Raw genomic sequence first — 18,399 nt, 5'->3', positions numbered from 1 at the left:
CAGGGGCCGCGCGCGTCGTGGGTTAGCGGGACTGGCTGGTGCCAACTGAGAGGAAAGGAGCGCCATCGGCCATGTCGTTCGGCGCTTCCGCGCGGTTCAGGTCGATGCCACGCGTTTCGGGCGCCGTCAGAATCATGGCCAGCGAGATGAGGTTGAACGCGACGCACACCGCAACGACGCCCCACGGTGATCCGTTGCAGACTGACAGGAGCCACACCGCAACGACGGGCATCGGACCGCCGGCAATCAGGTTTGCCCCCGTGTAGGCAAGTGCGGATCCCGAGTAGCGGACATTGGTCGGGAATGCTTCGGCGAACGCGACCGGCTGAATGCCGCTCTGGAACTGGGTGAAGCCGAGGAAAAGCCCCATGATGGCAAGCATCGGCAGGAAGCTCTTGGTGTCGAGGATCTGGAAGTAGACGAACAGGATCAGCAGCGTCGCAACGGAGCCAATGGCCAGCGCCTTCTTGCGGCCGATCTTGTCGCTAAGCATGCCGCCCGCCAGTGCACCGAAAATCGCGCAGACGTTGGCACCCATCAGCAGCAGGAAGCCGGTCTGCTTGGGCACGGCGAGCGTCTTGGTGATGTAGCTCAGCGAGAACACCACAATGAGATAGAAAATCGCCGCGGGTCCGCAAAAGAAGAGCATCCAGCGCAGCACCGTTTTTGAATGGAACCGGAACGCGTCGCGCAGCGGATTGCCGGCTTGCGCCACCCTGTTCTTGCTGAGTTCCACGAATGCCGGCGTTTCATTGACCTTCAGGCGGATATACACGCCGACGATCACCAGGACGAAGCTCAGCAGGAACGGCACGCGCCATCCGTAGGACTCGAAGGATTCCGCTGACATCGTGGAGGCGAGGAGAAGCAATACGCCGTTGGCAAGGATCTGGCTCAATGGCGAGCACAGGCCCAGCAAACCGGAATACTTGCCGCGCCGGTCCGGACTGGCGTGCTCGATTGCCATCAGTTGAGCGCCGGTCGATTCGCCGCCGAGCGCGAAGCCCTGCAGAACGCGCAGCAGCACCAGCAACACCGGTGCCCAAACGCCGATCTGTGTGTAGGTGGGCAGCAAGCCCATCAGCACGGAGGACAGTCCCATGATCGTGACGGTGCCCAGCAGCAGATTGCGGCGCCCCAGCTTATCGCCGAGATGGCCGCAAATGATCGCCCCCAGAGGCCGCGCCGCCAGGCCGACACCGAACGTGGCCAGCGATGCGAGGAGCGCGGATGTCGGCTCCATCGCGGGAAAGAACAGCTTGGGCAGAATCGTAGCCGCCAACGCCCCATACAGCGTGAAGTCAAACCACTCTAGTGCGGTGCCAATGGTGGCGGCTGCGACGGCGCGCGTGCGCATTGCCGCATCGGCGTGGCGCGGTGTCTCTTCAGTCATTTTGTCTCCTAGCGTCTCTTGCTGGGGATGGCATGCAGCGCTGCCATCCGGTGCCGTTTGAATCCGTCCAACAACGTTGCCCTTCGTGCCGGTTGGAGCGGTGAATGCATGCTAGCAGCGGTTTGGGAATGCCATTCCGAACTTGACGTATTGGTATTTTTGTTGAATAGTAAAAAACTATATATTTCATTGGCAGGGAGCTCGCCATGTCAGGCGTACTGCGCACACTTGGAATCCTCGAATACCTTTGTACCCAAGTCGAGGCCGTTCCCCTGGCCGCCATCGCCGATGATCTCGATATCCCGCGCAGCGCGTGCCATCGCCTGCTGGTCGATCTCAAGAACGCGGGCTATGTGCGCCAGTTGCGGGACCACGGCGACTACATACTGACGACCAAGCTGGTGGGGATGGGACTGGGCTTTCTCGCGACTTCCGGCATCGTAGATATTGCCCAGACAAGGCTGGACCGGCTGGCGGAAACGTCGGGCGAACTCGTTCGCCTGGCCATCGTCGACGGGGACCGCCTCACCTGGGTGGCCAAGGCGCAAGGGGCGCTGAGGGGGCTGCGGTATGACCCCGACATGGGCATGGACACCATTCTTTCCTGCAGCGCAACCGGACATGCCTGGATGCAGACCATGACGGATGAACGCGCCCTTGAACTGGTGCTGAAGCAAGGCTTCGGCCAGCCCAGACAATATGGCCCCAATGCGCCAACCACCGTCAAAGCCTTGCTGGGCTTCATCCACAAGGCACGGGAGCGCGGCTATGCCACCATCAATGAAGTGTTCGCACCGGCAATGACGGCCATGGCGGCGCCCGTCCAGCGCCGGGGGTATCCCGCAATTGGGGTGATCAGCATTGCGGGCCCCCTTAGCAGGCTCAGCGAGGCACGCATGAAAGAGCTGGGCCCGGCACTGCTTAGTGCCGCTGCGGAACTGGCCGCGGCTAGCCACGCCTCCGCGCTTTTCAATCGGACTTCCTAGCCGGGCAAGCGCAAACGGGGCGGGCCGCAGCCCGCCGTTTTCCATCAAGCCGCCTGCGCTTCGCGCAGTGTTTCAGTTGTGCGTGCCGTCCGTGAACGGATCGCGACGATCCGTAGCCTCGACGATATCCTCTTCGCTTGGGATGTCGTGGCCCGGGCGTCGTCCCCTATGCATGTCGCGACGGCGGCTGACTGCTCGATCAGGCTGCCCATCGCAAACGCTCGTATGCCATCGATCTTGCCCCATATCAGGCTCGACGGTCCGGCATCCATCCGGTCTTCACGCCAGGCTCCAGTATTTTCCTAGTGCCCAAAGCAACCCGCTCAGCGTAAAGAACGACACAATCGTGGTCACCAGCAAAGTCACTGCGCTGAAATCTTCCTGCCCATAGACCTGCCCCAACGTCGCATAGATGCCCATCATTGGCATAGCCGCCATCAACACAGCCGCCATCCGCAGCGAAGGCTCGATCTCCCCAAGCCCGAGCATCGGCACCATCGTGATCGCCACGAAAACCAGCAACGGATGCAGCACCAGCTTGCCAAGAACAATCGGCGCAATCCGTGAGCCGTGTCCGCGCATGGGAAGCCCGACCAGCGTGCCGCCAATGACAAACAGGGACAGGGCACTACAGGCAGTTGCCAGCATATCGACCGTGCGTATCACCGGCCCGGGCAGTTTCAATCCGAGTACCGACACGGTGAGCCCCGCGAGCAAGCCGATAATCAGCGGGTTATAGGCCATCCGCATCAGCGATTTGCCCAATGCACGCCATTGCCCGGCGCCGCCTTGCCTGCTCTCGGCCATGCAGAGCAGGAAAGGGATGACCAGCAGGTTCTCCACTGTCATGTTGAGCGCAAGCGATACCCCGGCCACAGGGGCAAGGGTGAGCAGCAGGATGGGATAGCCGACATAACCGCTGTTCGAGCACGACATGCCCATCGCGTAGAAGGCGCTGGTGGCCGGATTCAGCCCGGAAGCCCGCCGGCACCAGAAATAGCCCAGGCCGACCATTGCCCATGATCCGAGGCAATAGGCGAGCAGGTAGCTGACATTCAGGATCTCCCCAAGCTGCCGCTGCGACAACGTCCGGAACAGCAGCGCCGGCAACGCCAGATTGATCACGAACCTGCCGAAAACGCGCATGTCGGCTTTGGCGAAGATCCCCGAGCGGGTCATCGAGTATCCGATCAGGATGGCGATATAGATCGGGGCGATGATGGCCAGGATGTCGAGCATTAGGTGGCTTCCGAAAAAACGTCCGTCAAGGCTGGTGCGCTGGCGCGCGCAACGCGGCCATCATGCCGCGGTGCCGGGGAGGGCAACCACGGCAGGTTGGCGGCGTTGCGGCTATTGTTCTTGCAACTGCAGGGGCCACTGGCCGCGCTCAGAACTTGTGGCGTATCCCGGCCATGACGCCCAGCCGTGTGCTGTTGCCGAACGTATTGCCGCTGTTGATGAAGGTGGGGGAACTGTTCAGCGGAATCCATGCGCCGCTCAGGTGGGTGTAATCGACTGCCATATAGACGTCGGTCCGCTTGCTGAAGTTGTAGTCCAGCATCGCCGCGGTGGTCAGGCGCTTGCCGCTTTCGCCGGCGTGCTTGAGCCAGTCGTACTGGAAGGTTCCGATCAGGCTCAGGGCTTCGGTGAGGTTGACGCGGGTGCCCACATAGCCGACGTTGTTGCGGTAGTCCGCGACATCGAGGCGGTTGTTGGTATAGCCCAGGTAATACTGCGCGCGCGCGGCCTTCCAGGTGCCGCCCAGGCCCCAGACGGTCTGCTTGCTGGCTTGCGAAGCGGGCACGGCGCCAAAGAAGGCGGAGGAGACATCGTGCGTGACCTGGTAGACGGCGCCAACCTCAAAGGGACCGGAACTGTAGACCAGCGAGCCGGCTGCGGCGTTGCTGGCCGAGGTACTGCCGGCGACTTCGCCGAAGGTGTAGGCGCCGGCCACCTGCAGGCCGCCGAAGGACTTGATGTACTTGATGGTGTTGTCGTAGCGCAGGCCGGTGTAATTGCCGCCCTGGTACCCGACGATGGAGTTGTTGGCGAAGGCCATGGCCTCGTAGGAGGACAGGATCTCGTGCGCGAGGGTGTACTGCCGCCCCAGCGCGAGCTTGCCGTAATCGCCATCCAGTCCCACCACGGCTGTGCGTCCGAAGAGGCGGCCGCCTTGCTGGCTGATGCCGGTATCGGGGTTAAAGCCCGACTCCAGGATGAAGAAGGCCTTCAGGTTGTTGCCCAGGTCTTCGGTGCCGCGCAGGCCCCAGCGGCTGCCGGTCAGTTCGCCGTCGGTCATTTGCCATTTGCTGTTGCCGGCAGCGTTCTCGTGGGTGGAGAAACGAATCGTGGTGTCGATCAGGCCATACAGGGTGACGCCGCATTGCTGCGCGAATGCTGGCCATGCTGCGCTCCCCAGGATAAGCAGGGCGGCGGCTTTTTTCATATTGATACTCCTCCGGTTGGCTTTTGATATTTATTGATATCAATAAATATCTATTGATATCTTTTAATCCATCTTGATAAGTCGCCGCAGTGCGGGTCGCAGGCTGCCTCAGGCGAGTGCCTTGATCACTTTCGCTTCGCCCATGGCCTCTTCCCGCAAGCGGTCATAGTCCCGCTTGTCCATGGGGACCGCGCCGGGCTCGCCGAGGTCGCTCATGCGGATGCGATGGGTTTCCCGTGCGCTCCATGCGGCGATTGCCGCGATGATCGTGACGGTCAGGGTGATCGCGCCAACGGTGAGCGGGATATTGGCCGATCCCGGAGGCGCTGCCATGGCGAATAGCGCCGGAAGCAGGGCGGTGATGGCGGTGCCGGCGTTTTGGGCAATAGCCATGGCCGAGACGCGGGAGCGCGTCGGGAACAGCTCCGGGTAGAAGCTCGGGAACACCGCGTTATAGCCTTGGTAGACCACGCCCCACATCAGCAGCGACGAGACGATCGCCAGCGGCACGTTATGGATGCTGATGGCGTAAAGGTAAGCGAACGAGAGCAGCCCCGAGCCCAGCGCTCCGACGATGATCGGCGGCCGGCGGCCGATCTTGTCGGACAGGTTGCCGACAAACGGAATGACCAGCACGGCGAGGATATTGCCCGCGACCGGAATCCACAGATAAAGGCTCTTTTCAAAGCCAATGCCATAAGCCGGTTGCACCGCGTAAGCCGCGCCGAACACCGTGGCGACCACCGGGATGACGTTCATCAGGGCAACGCATACCACCCGGATCATGTCCTTCCAGCTGTATTTGAAGGCTTCGATGATCGGCGAGCGAGGCACGGCGCTGCCCTTCGCTTCCTGGGCAAATGCAGGCGTTTCATTGACTTCGCGGCGGATGATAAAGCCGGCGACAAGCACGAAGGCGCTCAGCAGGAAGGGAATGCGCCAGCCCCATGCGTTGAAGGCATCGGCGGGCATGTAGTACGCCAGCGGCAGGAATACCGCGGCGGCGAGGATCTGGCCGGCCTGCACGCCCTGGAGCGTGAAACTGGCGTAGTAGCCGCGTCGGCCGAACGGGGCGTGCTCGAGAATCATCGAACTGGCGCCGGAAATCTCGCCGGCCACCGCGAAACCCTGGATGAGGCGAAGGACGACCAGCAGCACAGGGGCAAGCATGCCGACCTGCTGATACGTCGGCAGCAGGCCGACCGCCATCGTCGAGAAACCCATCAGGAACATGCACAGGACCAGCACGGTCTTGCGCCCGTGGGTGTCGCCCCAGTGGCCCAGGAAGAATGCGCCGATTGGCCGTGCGATGTAGCCGACGCCGTAAGTTGCCAGCGACGCGACGATCGCGATCTTGGGGTTGCCCGAGGGGAAGAAGATCTGCGGGAAGATCAGGGACGCGGCCGTCGCATAGATGAAGAAGTCATAGTATTCGAGCGCCGATCCGATCCAGCCGCTCGCGGTCGCCTTCTTCGTCTGGCGTGCGCCGTGTGTGTCACGGTCGATGGTGGTAGCCATGTTGTCTCCTGTATTTGGTGCCTGAAAATTAAGCGATCGCCATGCCCCGGACAAGCTCAATTCGCGCAATTTGCGCGCTAATCGCGCTACTTGCGCGTTAGACGACCGAAAGTCGGGTTTTTACTAGCGTGAGGGGTTTTCCGGGACATGCGTCGGCGTCAACTGCGGCGACAGCGCTGGCAAGGTGTGCACAGCACTTGAGCGCCAGTCGAGCGACCTGATCGCCACGGTGCCGCCAACCGCTGGCTGCGCGGTATCTGCGAGGCGGGAGATCAAGCGCGGCAAGTTGGAGGCTGATGCCGATGCGCCGTGGGCGGGGAAGCGTCGGTGAAAGGGGGGAAGAAACCGCGAACACGTTCATTGTCAATGTGATCGCGGAAAGGCGTGTCCGGCTGCGAGGCACGCTTGTCGCTACCGCCGCTTTCCGCAACGGATAGCCGCCAGCGCGTGCCCCTGGCTCGCGCTGGCGTCTCCAGGACTTAGTCGCCTTTGAAGCCGGATGCCTTGATGACCGGCGTCCAGCGAGCGGCAAGCGCGTTCGCATACTTGGCGACTTCGTCAGCCGTACCGCCAGGCAGCAAGTCATAACCGGTGCGGCCCAGCTTCTCGCGGACATCGGGCATGGCCAGCACCTTGCGCGCGGCCTGGTACCACTGCGCGGACACCTCGGGCGCGGTGTTGGCGCGCACGTACAGCAGGTAGCGCGACGAGGTCACCAGGTTTGGAAATCCGGATTCCGCAAAGGTGGGCACGTCGGGGAGGGCATCCGCGCGCTTGTCGCCGGCCACCGCCAGCACGCGGAGCTTGCCGGCGCGGTGGTACTCCATGAACGAGGTCGTCGCGTCCATGCCCGCCGCAATCTGGTTTCCCATCAAGTCCGTCACCAGGGCGCCGCCTCCGCGATAGGGCACCAGGGTGCTGCCGGTACGGGACTGGGCCACGAATTCCCCGGCGAGGAAGTGGAGCAGGGTACCAACCGTGCTGATGCCGATCGAATGGTCAGCGGGACGGGCTCTGGCCGCCTGGACAAACTCGGCCAGTGTCCTGGCCGGAGAGTTTGCATTGACCGCCAGGCCAAACTGAACGCCGGCCACGTCGGTGATCGCCCTGAAATCGGTGGCGGGATTGAAACGCATATTGTTATAGATCAACGGGCCGATGAACATCGGATCGACCGGCGCCAGCAGCACGGTATGGCCGTCTGCCGGAGCGTTCTTCAATACCTCCGCCGCCACGCGGGTGCCGGCACCGGGCCGGTTGTCGACGATGACGGTCCGGCCAAGCGTTTCCTTGAGTTTCTCGGCCAGCAGACGGCCCATGAAATCGGCTGGTCCCCCGGCCGGGAATGGCACGATGATGCGAGACACGGATTGCCCCCATGCGGCGCGCGAGATCAGGCTGCCGGTGCACAGGGCGGCGGCGGTGCCGGCCAGCATGGCCCGGCGCGAAAACCGCGCAGGGGAAGTCGGGTTGCGTTCGTTCATGGGAGTCTCCTGTTTTGATTGCGGGGGTTGTTATCGGGCGGTGAACGGGGTGAAGCGCGCGGCGTCTTCTATGACCTGGCCTGCCTGCAGCAGCAGATCCTCCCGGAAGCGCCAGGCCAGCAGTTGCACGCCGACGGGTACGCCGCCGGCCATGCCTGTGGGCACCGAGAGGCCCGGCACGCCCAGCATGGCAGTGGCTAGCAGCGGGCTTTGGGCGTCAAGCAGGGCGTGGGTTTGTTCCAGCGTGCCGATATCGGCGTCCTGCGGGCATGGGCGCTGCCATGACACCGGCATCAACACCAGCGGATATTCATGCAGAAAGACCGACCAGTTGCGGCCCAGTGCCTGGCGCCGGGCCAGTGCATCGAGGAAGCCGTCGCGGTCGGTCTCCGGCATGCCCGCCAGCATGTTGCGCTGGCTGCGCCGCATGGCGTCGTCGCCATGTTGTTCCACGCCCGCGACGATATTCCGGCGGCTGTCGTCAGTCGTCAGCGTGCGCCACAGGGCGGCAGCTTCCACAAAGTCCGGCAGCGCGGCTTCCTCGACGGCGTAGCCGGCCTGCTGCAGCCAATGCGCCGCGCTGTCCAACGCTTCGCTGATTGCTGGATCGATGGGGATGCCGGGGCAGCGTTTGAACAGCGCCACGCGGATAGGGCCCGTTGGCGGCGGCAGTTCCAGCGGTACCGGCACCCAACTGGGGTCACGCGCGTCATGGCGCGCCATCGCGTGATATCCAAGCCGCAGGTCGGCCATGTTGCGTGCCAATGGTCCCTGCACCGACATGAGTTGCGGTGTGATGCCGCGCTCGACGCTGGCAGTGGGGTTGTACGCGGGTACCCGGCCTGTCGTGGGCCGCAGGCCAGGCACGCCGCAGGCATACGCCGGATAACGGATGGAGCCACCGATGTCATTGCCATGTGCCAGTGCGCCCATGCCGCAGGCCACCGCGGCAGCGGCGCCACCGCTGGACCCGCCAGGCGTGATATCCGGGTTCCAGGGATTCAGCGTGCGCCCGTGCAGACCGTTGTCGGTGAACCAGCGCGACGAGTAGGTGGCCGTGTTGCTGCGCCCGACGATGATGGCGCCGGCATTGCGCCAGTTGGCAACCACCGGGGCGTCTTCGCGCGCGATATTCTCCCGCAACGGGATGACGCCGTTGGTAGTGGCATGGCCCGCCTGGTCCACATTGATCTTGATCGTGACGGGCACGCCGTGAAGCGGCCCGAGTTGCGCTCCGCTCGCGGTCATCTGGTCGGCCGCATCGGCGCTGGCCAGGGCCTGCTCGGCCAGCACTTCAGCCAGGGCGTTGAGGCTCGGGTTGAGCTGTTCGATGCGAGCGAGTGCGCTGGCCGTGGCCTCGCGGCAGGATATCTCGCGCCGCCGTACCGCGGCGGCAATGTCGACGGCGCTCCAGCGCCACAGCGTTTCATGGGGTTTCACGTGGGACTCCAAAAATTAGAGCAAAAACGATCCCGCCCCCATTGGCCGACGGCTGATGGGAGTATGGCGGGGAGGGGGGCGGTGCCGGCGGGCGAGACCCACGCGGCCAAGGTCAGTCGCCCGGACTGATCAGCAGGCTGCTCCGGTCGACCCGCGACTCGGCTTCGAGGGCCAGGGCTTCGGCGTGCGCCATATGCTCTTGCATGAGTGCCCGGGCACGGTCGGCGTCGCGCGCGCGGAATGCATCCATCAGGGCCGTGTGGCTGTGGACGATCTCGTCGTCGAAGCGGTCGAAACTCTCTTGTGCGTTGCGTACCACGATCACGCGGCGAATGATGTCGTTGAGCAGGCGGCAGAACAGCGCCAGCATGGGGCTGCTGCAGGCATCGGCGAGCCGGTCGTGAAAGAGCAGATCCGCTTCGCGGCGCTCGTTCCAGTCCTCGCTGCCGCCATGCGCCGGATGGCTCAGGCCGATCAGCGCATCGAGATCGGCCAGGTCGGCCTCGGTCAGGCGCAATGCCACATTGGCTGCCAGTTCGGGCTCAACCGCGCGGCGCAAGGCATATAGCGTCGCGATATCGACCGGCTGGAAGTAGAGGAAGTTGGAGACAGCCTCCAGGCACTGGACGTAGGAGGGCTGCGTCAGCGTGGCGCCTCCGTTGGGCCCGGTAGTGACGGTGACCAGGCCCTGCACCTGCAAGGCGGTCAGCGCTTCGCGCACCGTTCCGCGGCCGACGCCCATCTGCTCGATCAGCGCCGCCTCCTGCGGCAACTTGCCGCCCACTTTCTGGTGCGTCTGGACAATCCAGCGCTTGATACCGTTGACTACCTGATCGACGCGCTTTACGCGCTTGCTGCCGGATAACCCGGGCTTGGGGGCGTGAGGCATTGCTGACTCTATTTATGATCATAATTATCATAATTGGTCAGCGGCCCGATTTTTCCTATGCGGGTATTCCCGGGGCGGTGGCTTGCGGGCATCGCGCCTTCGTGGAGGCGGCGCAGGAGGTGGCTGGCTGGCCGAAGGCCGATGGCGAGTCCCCTGGCGGCGCGCAAGGCAGCCGGGATAGGCCGTAGCGGGATACCAGCCGGGCAGGCAAAGCGTGTTTTGTGCATTTCATAATGCAAAAAGCCATCCCGTGTTTGAGCCCCCTGAAGCAAAATCAGGCAAAATTCGACGTTACTGCCGGGCTGCGACCCAGCCGGTGGCGTTCTCCAACCCATTTCTTGACCCTGAGAGAAGCAATGAGTACCCAGCAACCCACCATCATCTACACGCTGACCGACGAGGCGCCGCTGCTGGCGACCAGCGCCTTCCTGCCGATCATCCGCACCTTTACCGCGCCGGCCGGGATCGACGTCACCACCAGCGATATTTCGGTGGCGGGCCGTATCCTGGGCGAATTCCCGGAATTCCTGACCGAAGCGCAGCGCGTCCCGGACAACCTGGCTGAACTGGGCCGCCTGACCCTGCTGCCGGACACCAACATCATCAAGCTGCCCAACATCAGTGCTTCGGTGCACCAGCTGGTCGGCGCCATCAAGGAACTCCAGGCCAAGGGCTACAACGTGCCTGACTTCCCGGAAGACCCGAAGACCGATGCCGAGAAGGCCATCCGCCAGCGCTACTCCAAGTGCCTGGGAAGCGCCGTGAACCCCGTGCTGCGCGAAGGCAACTCGGATCGCCGCGCACCGGCCGCCGTGAAGAATTACGCCCGCAAGAACCCGCACAGCATGGGCGAGTGGAGCATGGCTTCGCGTACCCACGTGGCGCACATGAAGCACGGCGACTTCTACCACGGTGAAAAGTCCATGACCCTGGACCGCGCCCGCGACGTGAAGATGGAGCTGGTCACCAAGAGCGGCAAGACCATCGTGCTGAAGCCCAAGGTTTCGCTGCTGGACGGCGAGATCATCGACAGCATGTTCATGAGCAAGAAGGCGCTGTGCGACTTCTACGAAGAGCAGATGGAAGACGCGCGCAAGACCGGCGTCATGCTGTCGCTGCACGTGAAGGCCACGATGATGAAGGTCTCGCACCCCATCGTGTTCGGCCACGCCGTGAAGATCTTCTACAAGGAAGCCTTTGCCAAGCACGGCGCGCTGTTCGACGAACTGGGCGTGAACGTCAACAACGGCCTGGTCAACCTGTACGACAAGCTGGAAAGCCTGCCCAGCTCCAAGCGCGAGGAAATCATCCGCGACATGCACGCCTGCCACGAGCATCGCCCGGAACTGGCGATGGTGGATTCGGCCAAGGGCATCTCCAACCTGCACGCCCCCAATGACGTGATCGTGGACGCCTCGATGCCGGCCATGATCCGTATCGGCGGCAAGATGTGGGGCGCCGACGGCCGCCCGAAGGACACCAAGGCCGTGATCCCGGAAAGCACGTTCGCCCGCATCTACCAGGAAATCATCAATTTCTGCAAGACCAACGGCAACTTCGACCCGGTCACCATGGGCACCGTGCCCAACGTCGGCCTGATGGCCCAGCAGGCCGAGGAATACGGCTCGCACGACAAGACCTTTGAAGTGCCCGAAGCCGGCGAAGCCCGCATCGTGGACATCGCCACGGGCGAAGTGCTGCTGGTGCAGAACGTGGAAGAGGGCGACATCTGGCGCATGTGCCAGGTCAAGGACGCGCCGATCCGCGACTGGGTCAAGCTGGCCGTTACCCGCGCCCGCAACTCCGGCATGCCGGCGATCTTCTGGCTGGACCCGTACCGTCCGCACGAAGCCGAGATGATCAAGAAGGTCGAGACCTACCTGAAGGATCACGACACCACCGGCCTGGACATCCAGATCATGTCGCAGGTGCGCGCCATGCGCTACACGCTGGAACGCGTCATCCGCGGCCTGGACACCATCTCGGTCACCGGCAACATCCTGCGCGACTACCTGACCGACCTGTTCCCCATCATGGAACTGGGCACCAGCGCCAAGATGCTCTCCATCGTCCCGCTGATGGCCGGTGGCGGCATGTACGAAACCGGTGCGGGCGGCTCGGCGCCCAAGCACGTCAAGCAACTGGTGGAAGAAAACCACCTGCGCTGGGACTCGCTGGGTGAATTCCTGGCGCTGGCCGTGTCGCTTGAAGACCTGGGCATCAAGACCAGCAACGCCAAGGCCAAGATCCTGGCCAAGACGCTGGATGCCGCCACCGGCCAGCTGCTGGAGAACAACAAGAACCCGTCGCCCAAGACGGGGCAACTGGACAACCGCGGCAGCCAGTTCTACCTGGCCATGTACTGGGCCCAGCAACTCGCGGCGCAAACCGAAGATGCAGCCCTGGCCGCGCAGTTCGCGCCGCTGGCCAAGCAACTGAGCGACAACGAGCAGGCCATCGTGGCGGAACTGTCGGCCGTGCAAGGCAAGGAAGCGGACATCGGCGGTTACTACAAGCCCGACTTCGCGAAGCTGGATGCCGTGATGCGCCCGAGCAAGACGCTGAACGCGGCGCTGGCGGCTGCGCAGGCTTAAGGAAGTTCCGCTGCCTCCGGTCGGGGCGGGTTGTACCTGCGCTATCCCTGACCGCTCCCTTCCGGCCCATGGCCGGGAGGGATTTTGCTGATCGTCCCGTTGATGGCAGCAGTTGCACGATGCGCTTCGGGGCAAGGCGATGTTTTTCTTCCGGTTCGCTATGCGGAGCACTTGCAAATTCCGATCCGTTAGGTAAAATGCGCCTCCTCACCTAGCCCAGGTGGCGAAATTGGTAGACGCACTAGGTTCAGGTCCTAGCGGTGGCAACACTGTGGAGGTTCGAGTCCTCTCCTGGGCACCAAGATAGAAAGCAAAAGGCCTGCATTCGTGCAGGCCTTTTGCTTTGGTGCTTCGCGTCGAAAGGCGAGAGGTGAAAGGCGACCCCTTGTCGCGTCAAGGCAAAGGCCTAGGTATTTGTTCTTAGTTGCACGAAGCAACTATTGCAACGAGAATCTGTTGTCGATATCGACTAATTCTCCGAAGCCTGCCATGCCATCCTCCGACCACCCCATCCTCGAATACCTGTCGTTCCGACTCGATCGGCTGAGCGAGCTGAGCAAGGCGGCAGGTTCGCAGTTCTACGAAAACGAGTTCGGCGTCACGGTGCGGGACCTGCGCGTGCTTCGCCTGGTTGCGCTGGAGCCGGGGCTGACCCTGAGCCGGCTCATCGAACTCTCCTTGCTCGAAAAGACACAGGTGTCGAAGCTGGTCAGCGCGCTGGTGCGGCAAGGGCTGCTGAGCCGGCAGATCGGCGAACTCGATGCCCGGCAGATCAATCTGTTCCTGAGCGCGGAGGGCGAGAGCATGGTGAAGCGAACCTACGAGCGCGGCAATACGCTGGAGAAGGCATTGCTGGCCACGCTGACCGAGGCGGAGCTCAAGACGTTCAATCGCTGCATCGACAAGCTGACCGATACGCTCGAGCACCGTGCGAGGGACGCCGGCCATGAAGGCGCGGCCAGGGTCAAGCCCAAGCGGGCCGCATAGATTCTTGGTTTCCCGTGCCGGGGTTGCGAATCCGGTGCTGGCTGATGCACTGATGCACCTTCACCGATGGATGACCCAATGACAATCAACGAGACAAACGAGACAACCGCCCTTAATGCGCTGAGCGCCACGACGCTGCTCGACCTCTATGCCCGCAAGGCGTTATCGCCAGTGGAGGTGACCCAGGCCGTGCTGTCGCAAATGGAAGCATGGGAGCCGCATATCCATGCGGCCTATGCCCTCGACACGCAGCGCGCGCTGGCGATGGCACGCGAGTCCGAGGCGCGCTGGCAGCGCGGCGCGCCGCAAGGGGCGCTGGACGGCGTGCCGGTGACGATCAAGGAGAACATCGCCACGCAAGGGGTGCCCGTCCCGCTGGGCTGCGCCGCGACCGAGCTGGTCCCGGCCGCGAAGGATGCGCCCCCGGCGGCGCGCTTGCGTGAAGCCGGGGCTGTGTTCCTCTGCAAGACCACGATGCCGGACCTCGGCATGCTTGGCGCGGCCATGTCCAGCTTTCACCCGCTGACGCGCAATCCATGGGACCTCAGCCGGAATACGGGCGGCTCCAGTTCGGGCGCGGGCGCGGCAGCGGCGGCCGGCTATGGTCCCCTGCATGTCGGCACGGACATCGGTGGCTCGGTGCGCGGGCCGGCCGGTTTCTGCGGCATCTTCGGGCTCAAGCCGAGCCTTGGCCGCATTCCGATCGATCCGCCTTATGCGGCGCGCGCCGCCGGTCCGATGACGCGCACCGTGGCGGATGCCGCGCTCATGATGCGCGTGCTGTCGCAGCCCGATGCGCGCGACCATATGAGCTTGCCCTACCAGGCTATCGAGTGGAACCGGCTGGATCGCAGCCTCAAGGGCCTGCGCATCGGCTTGTGGCTTGAGCTCGACTGCGGCATCCCGCTCGATCCGGATGTGCGCGAAGCGGTGGAGAGGGCGGCCAGGGCATTCGAAGCGGCCGGCGCGGTCGTCGAACCGATCCGGCCGTGGATCGGGCCGGGCATGCTCGAAGGTATCAGCCGCTTCTGGGCCATGCGCACACGCATGGACCTTTCCGCGCTGCCCGAAGCGCGGCGCGGAAAGGCGTCGCCAGCTATCCAGTGGGCGGTGCAAAAGAGCCAGGAGGTCAGCGCCGAGCAGCTATACAAGGCGCACGCCCAAGGCCTGGCGCTGCGCGCGGCGACCGTGGCCGCCACGCGCGATTTCGACTATGTGCTCTCGCCCGTTTTCCCGCGGCCTGCGTTTGGCGCGGAACAGACGCATGTGGAATACGAGGGCGTCGAGCCGATTCACCAGGCAAGCTTCACGATCGTCTACAACTTCTCCGAGCAGCCCGCGGCATCCGTCAATTGCGGGTACGCGGCGGATGGCATGCCCATCGGCCTGCAGATTGCCGGACGGCGTTTCGACGATCTGGGCGTCCTGCAGATGGCCAGGGCCTGGGAGGAGATGCGTCCCGCGCAGCGGCCCTGGCCGCAACCGCCGCGGACGGCAGCCTGAGCGCGTCGGGCAGCGAGGACGTCGCCCGGTGAGGCGGCGTTCCGTCAGCTACCCAGCCGGGCTTCGATCTTTCCAGTGAGCCCGTCAACCCAGGAACGCAGCAGTTTGTCGGAGACCACCAGCGGCACCGATGCCGCCACGATCTGGTACACCTTGTTGCGTCGTACCTTGGAGACTTTTCCGGGGTCGAGCCAATCGTCGTTGTTGACGAGCAGCAGCAGGGTTTCCAGGCCGATGAGGACCGGCCACAGGCACGCCAGCCGCAACCGGATGGAGAACGCCGGGATGGCGAGCGTGTATTCAACCGCCTCCCGGAAGTGATCCAGCGTTTCGCGGATCAGCTCGAACAGCAGCGGTTGGGCGCGCAGGGCGTTGGCCGGCAGCAAGAGATCTTGCGGCGTCAATCCAAACCGGTCCAGCATCGTGGCTGGCAGATAGCAGCGGCCAATGCGCAGGTCCTTGCCGCAGTCACGCAGGACGTTCGTCAACTGCAGTGCCTTTCCGAAGCGCACGCCACGGTGCAGCATGGTCTCCGGGCTACCCTTGAGTGTTCCCGGCATGTGCGCATAGGTCATCTTGGTCCAGAATTCCCCCACGCATCCCGCAACCAGGTAGGTGTACCGGTCAAGCTCTTCCGGTTCGCGAAGCGCGACGATCTGCCCGGAGCATTCGTCGGGGAAGGTACGGAGATCAAATTCCATGCCCGTCGTCAGGGTCGTCACGATCTCGCGTACCGCCGCCCGGTCGGACTCGCTCAACTGGGACAATATCGACAGCGCGGGCCCCAGCGACTCGAGCAGGACCTTCTCGTCGGACTGCGTCTGCTGCCCCGCGACTTCCACCGCCATGCGTCGCAGGAACGTCCCGTCGTCCGCGGCGCCGTTGACCTGATCGCGCAGCGACAGGAGCAGATCCAGCCGTTGCCGCGGCGGAATGAGCGAAGTGTCGGCGATCGTGTCCGCGGCGCGGGCCAGCAGATACGCCAGGCCAACGGGATCGCGCATCCCGGCGGGCAGCACGCGCAGCGTCAGGTAGAAAGAACGTGAAACGCCTTTCAGTAGCGGGCCGAGGAGGAAGGCCCGGGTGGGGTTAGGCATGGATTGGGGTCAGGTCGGTATTGGACAGGTCAGGCGCTGCCGAATTGTATCCGGCAACGATGCCGCGGCGGTGATGCGTATCGAGTGGCCATCCAAGGCGGATCGGCGCTTTTTCTCATCGACTCTCTGCGCCGTCAATTGCCTCGGTGCGGAGATGGCAGTGAGGGGACACAGATCAGCCACGTTGCGGCGGTGCATTTGCGGCAGCCTGTGAAGTTTGCTTCCAGCTCGAAACCGTCATGCCAAAATGTTTCCTGAACCAGAAAGCGAAAGCGCTGGGACTCGAGAAGCCGAGCAGATCGGCGAGTTCGGCGAGGGAACGATCGCTGTCGAGGATCTGGCGGGCGGCGAGTTCAGACCGGACCGACTGGAGCAGCGACAAAAAGCCCGTGCCTTCCGCGGCGAGATGGCGATGCAAAGTCCGGCGATCCACGCCAAGGTGCTTTGCCACCTGGTCCGATGTACACCTGCCCCCGGGCAACATGGCAACCACGACCTGCCGTACGGTGTGCGTCGCACTTTCATCGGATCCAGACAGGGCCTGATCGAGAAAGCGACGGACATATGGCGTCATGCGGTAGTCATTGGCCGGCATGGGCGCGGCGAGGTCCTTTGCGGCACAGACGATGCCATTGAAACTTGCATTGAACTCAACCGCCGCGCCGAACAACGCTTTGTGACACGTGGCACCGTGCGGTTGACGATGCTCGAAACAGACGCTTCGGGGCCGCCAGGCTGGCCCCAATAGTTCCTGGATCGTGCGGTATAGCACGCCCACGGCCATTTCAATGGACTGCCGCACCGGGTGCTTGCCGGTGGCCAGGATCTCTTCGCGAATCAATACGGCGTCGCCGAAGTCTTCGATGCGAGTCAACAGCGACGCATTGATCAGGCGCATATAGCGACACAGGTTGTCCAGCGCCTGCCGGGCATTCGGCGCTTCGCGCATCACGAAACTGATCGGGCCCAGGTTGGCCAGCCGCCGGTCCATGGCCAGTTGCAAGCCGAAGTCTTCCACGCCTGCCATCAAAGCACTGTCCTCAAGCAGCTGGCGTACCGCCATGGTACTGACCGGCATATCGGGGTCGAGAAGGCTCCGGGGACTCAACCCCACCTTGCGCAGCATCGCCTCAGGGTTGAGTCCATGGTGGCGCGCCAGTTCCGTGTAGCCGGTAAGACTGGCGCTTCGGATCAAGGGCGTGTAACTGGGCATGGGGATGTCCCAATTTAGATATTGAATGTCCCAAATAATACATCACATTCGATCTTGCAGCGATAGTCTTCTGATGTGCATCTGATCCCCGATGCCCGGCGGGGCGGGGTCAATGGAGCGCAGCGTGGCTTCAGTCTTTACGCTGGACCTCATGCGCAAAAGCCAGCTGTTGACAGACCCGAGTCGCAGCATCACCTCAAATCGAATTCGATCATGACAACATCCACTGTGCTTATCGTCCCCGGCCTGCGTGACCAGGTTGCCGGGCATTGGCAGACATTGCTGGCCGAGCGACTGCCCAATGCCCGCACAGTGCCGCCAATGGGGCGCGAAAACCTGGACTGCTCTCGCCGTGTCGCGGCCATTGAGCAGGCGGTGGCAGACATTGGCGGTCCTGTACTGCTGGTCGCCCACAGCGGGGGCTGCATCATGCTTGCCCACTGGGCCCTGACAACCGCACACGCGGCACGCATCCAGGGCGCATTGCTGGCGTGTCCGCCTGACTTTGAGCGCCCCATGCCGGAAGGCTACCCGACATTGTCCGCGATCCACGCTAGTGGCTGGCTCCCGGTCCCACGCCAGCGGCTTCCGTTTCCCAGCCTGGTTGCTACCAGCCAGAACGATCCGCTGGGCGAACTGCCGAGGGTGATCGAACTCGCGCGGGCCTGGGGCAGTGACACGGTGGACCTGGGCGAGGTCGGTCATCTGAACCCGGCATCTGGCTATGGCCCCTGGCCGATGGCCACGCAGTTGATCGAGCGGCTTGACGCCGGGCGTCTCTCGAACAGCGCCGAGTCCACGTTGTACCGCTGACCAGGCAAGCATCAGCGGCAGCTCTCAACGCAAGAG

The 18,399-nt window shown here is 63.5% G+C and carries 14 protein-coding genes and 1 tRNA gene; 6 read left to right on the top strand and 9 right to left on the bottom strand.

What is annotated here, in order from left to right; genetic code table 11:
• Positions 1-22 precede the first annotated feature (22 nt).
• Positions 23-1,357, bottom strand: a complete 1,335-nt coding sequence (locus tag AC1DS6_RS19850; protein WP_477102969.1) for an MFS transporter — start codon at positions 1,355-1,357, stop codon at positions 23-25.
• Between the two features lie 242 nt (positions 1,358-1,599).
• On the opposite strand from AC1DS6_RS19850, the gene AC1DS6_RS19845 reads away from it, so the two are divergent.
• Positions 1,600-2,379: an IclR family transcriptional regulator gene (locus tag AC1DS6_RS19845; RefSeq protein WP_035873727.1), complete on the top strand. Its 780-nt coding sequence runs from the start codon at positions 1,600-1,602 to the stop codon at positions 2,377-2,379.
• Positions 2,380-2,658: 279 nt separating this feature from the next.
• On the opposite strand, the gene AC1DS6_RS19840 is transcribed toward AC1DS6_RS19845, so the two are convergent.
• The 6 genes from AC1DS6_RS19840 to AC1DS6_RS19815 all read right to left on the bottom strand — a co-directional run bounded on the left by AC1DS6_RS19840 (position 2,659) and on the right by AC1DS6_RS19815 (position 10,156).
• Positions 2,659-3,618, bottom strand: coding sequence for an AEC family transporter (locus AC1DS6_RS19840; protein ID WP_441626752.1), 960 nt, complete (start codon positions 3,616-3,618; stop codon positions 2,659-2,661).
• A gap of 148 nt (positions 3,619-3,766) precedes the next feature.
• The gene (locus tag AC1DS6_RS19835; protein ID WP_477102968.1) at positions 3,767-4,825 is read right to left on the bottom strand and encodes a porin; all 1,059 of its coding nucleotides are present in this window, start codon (positions 4,823-4,825) and stop codon (positions 3,767-3,769) included.
• A 108-nt stretch (positions 4,826-4,933) separates the two neighbouring features.
• Positions 4,934-6,343: an MFS transporter gene (locus tag AC1DS6_RS19830; RefSeq protein ID WP_441626748.1), complete on the bottom strand. Its 1,410-nt coding sequence runs from the start codon at positions 6,341-6,343 to the stop codon at positions 4,934-4,936.
• 479 nt (positions 6,344-6,822) lie between these two features.
• On the bottom strand, positions 6,823-7,827 hold the full coding sequence (locus AC1DS6_RS19825; protein WP_441626746.1) for a Bug family tripartite tricarboxylate transporter substrate binding protein: 1,005 nt from the start codon (positions 7,825-7,827) through the stop codon (positions 6,823-6,825).
• Between the two features lie 30 nt (positions 7,828-7,857).
• A complete protein-coding gene (locus AC1DS6_RS19820; protein WP_441626744.1) occupies positions 7,858-9,267 on the bottom strand; it encodes an amidase family protein in 1,410 nt (469 codons plus the stop codon).
• A gap of 112 nt (positions 9,268-9,379) precedes the next feature.
• Positions 9,380-10,156 (bottom strand): FadR/GntR family transcriptional regulator, encoded by a 777-nt coding sequence (locus AC1DS6_RS19815; protein WP_441626742.1) that lies wholly within the window; start codon positions 10,154-10,156, stop codon positions 9,380-9,382.
• Positions 10,157-10,512: 356 nt separating this feature from the next.
• Here AC1DS6_RS19815 and AC1DS6_RS19810 point away from each other — a divergent pair, with 356 nt between their 5' ends.
• The 4 genes from AC1DS6_RS19810 to AC1DS6_RS19795 all read left to right on the top strand — a co-directional run bounded on the left by AC1DS6_RS19810 (position 10,513) and on the right by AC1DS6_RS19795 (position 15,240).
• Positions 10,513-12,750 carry an NADP-dependent isocitrate dehydrogenase gene (locus AC1DS6_RS19810; RefSeq protein WP_477102967.1) on the top strand — a complete coding sequence of 746 codons (2,238 nt, stop codon included), beginning with the start codon at positions 10,513-10,515 and terminating at the stop codon, positions 12,748-12,750.
• Positions 12,751-12,964: 214 nt separating this feature from the next.
• Positions 12,965-13,051: transfer RNA gene (locus tag AC1DS6_RS19805), tRNA-Leu, on the top strand.
• Between the two features lie 188 nt (positions 13,052-13,239).
• Complete coding sequence (locus AC1DS6_RS19800) at positions 13,240-13,737, top strand: MarR family winged helix-turn-helix transcriptional regulator (protein ID WP_477102966.1); 498 nt, start codon at positions 13,240-13,242, stop codon at positions 13,735-13,737.
• Positions 13,738-13,815: 78 nt separating this feature from the next.
• On the top strand, positions 13,816-15,240 hold the full coding sequence (locus AC1DS6_RS19795) for an amidase (RefSeq protein ID WP_477102965.1): 1,425 nt from the start codon (positions 13,816-13,818) through the stop codon (positions 15,238-15,240).
• 44 nt (positions 15,241-15,284) lie between these two features.
• Here the strand turns inward: AC1DS6_RS19795 and AC1DS6_RS19790 are convergent, their stop codons facing one another.
• Together AC1DS6_RS19790 and AC1DS6_RS19785 are read right to left on the bottom strand one after the other, a co-directional pair.
• A complete protein-coding gene (locus tag AC1DS6_RS19790) occupies positions 15,285-16,337 on the bottom strand; it encodes a phytoene/squalene synthase family protein (RefSeq protein ID WP_441626734.1) in 1,053 nt (350 codons plus the stop codon).
• Between the two features lie 175 nt (positions 16,338-16,512).
• Positions 16,513-17,550: an AraC family transcriptional regulator gene (locus AC1DS6_RS19785; RefSeq protein ID WP_441626732.1), complete on the bottom strand. Its 1,038-nt coding sequence runs from the start codon at positions 17,548-17,550 to the stop codon at positions 16,513-16,515.
• Positions 17,551-17,763: 213 nt separating this feature from the next.
• On the opposite strand from AC1DS6_RS19785, the gene AC1DS6_RS19780 reads away from it, so the two are divergent.
• Positions 17,764-18,363, top strand: a complete 600-nt coding sequence (locus AC1DS6_RS19780) for an RBBP9/YdeN family alpha/beta hydrolase (protein ID WP_441626730.1) — start codon at positions 17,764-17,766, stop codon at positions 18,361-18,363.
• Positions 18,364-18,399 lie beyond the last annotated feature (36 nt).

Source organism: Cupriavidus sp. 05L310, from assembly GCF_056398185.1.
Note: the sequence above shows the minus strand (reverse complement) of the source record. Positions and strands in the feature narration are given on the sequence as shown.